General features: G+C 26.7%; 7 protein-coding genes. All 7 read right to left on the bottom strand.

The genetic code is table 11. The features are described 5' to 3' along the window. Window positions 1-3: 3 nt before the first annotated feature. Window positions 4-504 carry a DUF4263 domain-containing protein gene (locus QM536_09585; protein MDI9357261.1) on the bottom strand — a complete coding sequence of 167 codons (501 nt, stop codon included), beginning with the start codon at window positions 502-504 and terminating at the stop codon, window positions 4-6. A gap of 3 nt (window positions 505-507) precedes the next feature. Beyond that, window positions 508-789: a hypothetical protein gene (locus tag QM536_09580; GenBank protein ID MDI9357260.1), complete on the bottom strand. Its 282-nt coding sequence runs from the start codon at window positions 787-789 to the stop codon at window positions 508-510. 303 nt (window positions 790-1,092) lie between these two features. Beyond that, window positions 1,093-2,082 (bottom strand): DNA methyltransferase, encoded by a 990-nt coding sequence (locus tag QM536_09575; GenBank protein ID MDI9357259.1) that lies wholly within the window; start codon window positions 2,080-2,082, stop codon window positions 1,093-1,095. 66 nt (window positions 2,083-2,148) lie between these two features. Continuing rightward, complete coding sequence (locus QM536_09570) at window positions 2,149-2,463, bottom strand: DNA methyltransferase (protein MDI9357258.1); 315 nt, start codon at window positions 2,461-2,463, stop codon at window positions 2,149-2,151. Between the two features lie 9 nt (window positions 2,464-2,472). After that, window positions 2,473-2,820, bottom strand: coding sequence for a hypothetical protein (locus tag QM536_09565; GenBank protein MDI9357257.1), 348 nt, complete (start codon window positions 2,818-2,820; stop codon window positions 2,473-2,475). A 12-nt stretch (window positions 2,821-2,832) separates the two neighbouring features. Further along, window positions 2,833-3,006 carry a hypothetical protein gene (locus QM536_09560; GenBank protein ID MDI9357256.1) on the bottom strand — a complete coding sequence of 58 codons (174 nt, stop codon included), beginning with the start codon at window positions 3,004-3,006 and terminating at the stop codon, window positions 2,833-2,835. Between the two features lie 217 nt (window positions 3,007-3,223). Beyond that, window positions 3,224-3,448 (bottom strand): hypothetical protein, encoded by a 225-nt coding sequence (locus QM536_09555; GenBank protein MDI9357255.1) that lies wholly within the window; start codon window positions 3,446-3,448, stop codon window positions 3,224-3,226. Window positions 3,449-3,665 lie beyond the last annotated feature (217 nt).

Below are 3,665 nucleotides of genomic sequence, written 5' to 3'. Positions count from 1 at the left end.
ATTTTAATAAATATTTAACAACATCTTCATTTTTTCTAAAAGTTCATCAAAAGTTACTATATCTCTACTTAATGATTTTCTAAAAAGATTAAAACTTCTTTTTTGAGAATCACTCAAATCGGAATAAGTTCCTATAATTAAAACACCTCTTGGATCTAAAATACCAACATCTTTAGTTGATTCATCTGAACCAATTACGGTTTTGAAATTATTTATTGCTTCATGTATTTGATTTTCTAATTGTATTACACTTCCAGACAAATCACTGCCCGTAGAATGTATATCATTATTTTTTCCATTACCACTTCCACGATATACACTTTGATTTATTAAATCAGTGCATGGTGTTTTTATTTCAACGACACAAATACTGTTACTTGAAATATTTTTTAATAAAAAATCTGTTACTACTCCACCTGAACCATTTCTACCTTTTGTGTTTTTACCACCCAAATATGTTTCTCCTTGTATATATAATACCGGATGAACAAAAACTTGTTGCAATATTCATGTATTTTCTTCAAAAAAATTTTGCCAAAAAGACTCATCACAATTTTTAATATTTTTTTCAAAAGTCTCAATTATTTTTTCTAATTTTGCTTTTTGTAAAATATTTTCTATATTTTCAAAATTATTATTTTCTAAATTCTTAAAATGATCAATAACTTTATTTTTAGTATTTTCGTCTACAATGTTACTAAGTTGCAAAATTACTTCTTCTGAATTTTCTTCATTTAACACATACTTTTTTGTACCAAATTTTACACCTTTTTCCTTTAAAGTATTCATAATATTTTCTAATTCATTTAACAGTATCGATATTTCTTCTCCGTCAAGATTTAGTTGATAAGACTCATCTTTTTTTAATGTGCTAATTTTTAAACTTTCAACATCCTCCCATTCATTATTTACAGATTTTTTTTGAAAATAAAAACCGCCTCTTAAAGGATTGTCTGTCAGACTGTCATTAACTCAAGTAGGTCTAAATATTAATCTGGTAGTATTCGTTTCTCTCAATACTATAAAACTTACTTTCATTGTATCTTTGGATGTGTTTTTTGTATAAATATTCTTTTGCATATATTTTCTTTTTTAATTCCCTCTATAAACCCTTAATATCGGCTCGGGGATGTCGCAGACTGTGATATTTTTATACTCTTTATAATCATCTTCAAATTCCCCTATATCATTTGAATAAATATAAAGCCTCACATTTTCTTTATCTAAAATCTTCTCTTCCAATTCTTCAAGGCGATCCAAATTCTCTTTAAAATAAATCGCCAAAGTCTTTTTGATAATTTTATTTTCTACATTCAGACTATACTCGTTATTTTCTTCGTTATTTTTTTTATTGCTATCGTAGTTTTTCTCGTGGTTTTTATTTTCTATTTTTTTATTTTTATTTTTTGTGATTTTAGTATCATCCATTACTTCACCTTCAAAGATTTGATAATATTCATTACTCTCTATTTCAGTAAATACATTTTCTTTCATGGCGATAGTCCATCCTGCCTCAAGAGTAAAGGCTAATCTTTTGTCATCGCTAATCATCTCCATCTTTTCCATATCTACAAAATCTGTTTTCAAATATTCAAGTCTTCCTCCTATTCCTTCAATATTTTCTCCTTTAAGATTTTTATATCCAGTCATAACTCTTTTTATTCTTTCAAAAGTCACTTCTTCACAAATATTATTTTCATTGTTTGTGGCTAATATAAATTGTCTATTACCTCCGTCTTCTTTATTTAATTCCAGTACAGCATGACCCGTCGTCCCCGATCCAGCAAAGAAATCTAAGATGATGGAGTTTTTTTGAGAGGAGATTTTTATAAGATGTTTTATTAATGATACTGGTTTAGGAAAAGAAAAAATTCTGCTTCCAAAAATATCTTCTATTTCTTTACTACCTTCTATAGTACTGCCAAAATCCATAGTTAAAGATCTGGGTTTTTTGCCTAATTCATTTAATCTTTGCTTAAACTTTACACTATATTTTCCAGTTTTCAATAGATCAATCTTAACATCCCCTTTTTCAATCATTTGTAATAATTTTTCTTTTTTATATATAAAATAGCCTTCCACTTCTATTCCATCAGGAGTTGTTATTTTATATTTTTCACCACCTAATCCAGGTCTTTGTAGTGTGTCTCAAAAATATCTACCTATTTCATCTTCTTCTTTATACCTTTTTAAATAGAGTTCGTTATGATCCATAAAAAAATCCTCTGCAACATTAATATTTTTCAAATAACATAATACATAATCATGTTCTATCGCAAAAAATCTAGAATTACTACCTCCCCCTTGTTTTGTTTGCCTTATCATATTCGCTACAAAATTCTCTTCTCCAAAAATCTCATCACAAAGAAGTTTCAATCTCGCCTGCTCATTATCATCAATAGAAATAAAAATCACCCCATTTTTTGAAAGTAAATCATAAGCAAGACGAAGCCTCTTCTCCATAAAAGACAATCACTTACTATGCCTATAAGCATTCTCTTTATCCACAAAAGAATCATTATATTTAAAATCTTTATTCCCAGTATTATACGGTGGATCAATATATATCACATCAATTTTCTCTTGATGAGTATAATTCAAAATCTTAAGAGTATCATAATTGTCCCCCTCTATTAAAATATTTGTAGGAGAGAATTTTTCTACATCACCCATCTCTATATCTTTACTATTTTTGATTTTATCTTTTTTATTTAATTTATTTTTATCTTTCCTTGTCGTATCAATTTTTCTTTTAAGAATATTTTTTAATATCGGGGCTTTATTGATATTCTCTTTTATATCTTTCTCTATAGTCTCCACATTCTCAGTCTCTCAGACAAGACCAAATTTCTTTTGAGATTTTAATGTTTGTATCTCTTTTATCAAATCCTCTTTATCCATTTTCAAATAATCCCTTTGTGGGGCTTTTTTTACAAGCTCGGAGATGAGGCCTTTCTCTTTAGCAAGATTGGCATGCTCTATAGTATATCTTCTATCTTGCCTCATACCTATTCTGAGCGGTTTGAGTAAGCCATTTTCTTCTCAATTGCGAAGAGTGTCTGGATCTACTCCGACTAATTCTGCGAATTCGCTTATTGTATATGATCTTCCGTAAGTTGCCATAGATTTAATTTAGAATATTTATAAATAATGTTTTATAAAATCTTTTCTCTTCAAAAATTTCAAATTTCATAATATTTAATTCTTTTATATCTTTTAGTGCTCAACAAAAATTATTTTGTAAATTGTTTCCACTACTACATAACAAATCTTTATTATCCTCTAAAAAATCTAAACATATCTTCTCATATTCATTTTTATAAGAATCTTTATTAAATACAAACACAAAACAATATATTGAAAGGTTGTCTTTTTTAAGTTCAAACCAAAGTTCTTTTGTAAGGTTTGGAATTTCTGATTCATTGTTCATTTTTATTATTTCTGTCATATTTTTTATTATTATTTTATAATATATATTATACTCCTATTTTTTATAAAAGTCAAAAAAAATTGTATTTTTTCCTAAGTTATCTAACTAAATCTTTATTCTTTATATAAACCTTTCCATATATTTATATTATACAACCCTATTATCAAATTAATTAAAAACAAACTAACAAAAAACCATTACATTAAGTCCTTTATACATAAAATATAATAATAAC

It is taken from the genome of Chitinophagaceae bacterium (assembly GCA_030053935.1).
GTDB lineage: Bacteria > Bacteroidota > Bacteroidia > Cytophagales > JASGCU01 > JASGCU01.
Note: the sequence above shows the minus strand (reverse complement) of the source record. Positions and strands in the feature narration are given on the sequence as shown.